We start from the raw sequence: 284 nt of genomic DNA on the forward strand, positions 1-284 counted from the left end.
CACGATAGAGGCGCTTATCCTCTTCGCTGATATCAAAACGGTCCTGCGGACGCGTCGGGAACCGATCCAGCTCGTTAAGCAGCCAATACGGGTCCATTTCCGGCGACATAATACCTGCGCGCGGCTTAACGGTTCGGTTTCCGGCAATCAGCTCCTCGTCACGAATCGAAATTTCAACATGTTCAAGGATATACGCCGTCGCTTTGGCGCGGCGCAAAATGACCGGTTCGCCCTCCGTCTGCTGATGGCTGGCGGTATAAAGCAGCGCGCGCTCCAGAGAAATT

General features: G+C 55.6%; 1 protein-coding gene. It reads right to left on the minus strand.

The features are described from left to right. Window positions 1-284 (minus strand): pyruvate formate lyase family protein (locus tag J4G32_RS21300; RefSeq protein ID WP_281413607.1); only part of this gene is annotated, 284 nt, incomplete at both ends.

The sequence above is a fragment of the Microvirga antarctica genome (assembly GCF_017921815.1).
In the GTDB taxonomy this organism is placed as follows: Bacteria; Pseudomonadota; Alphaproteobacteria; order Rhizobiales; family Beijerinckiaceae; genus Microvirga; species Microvirga antarctica.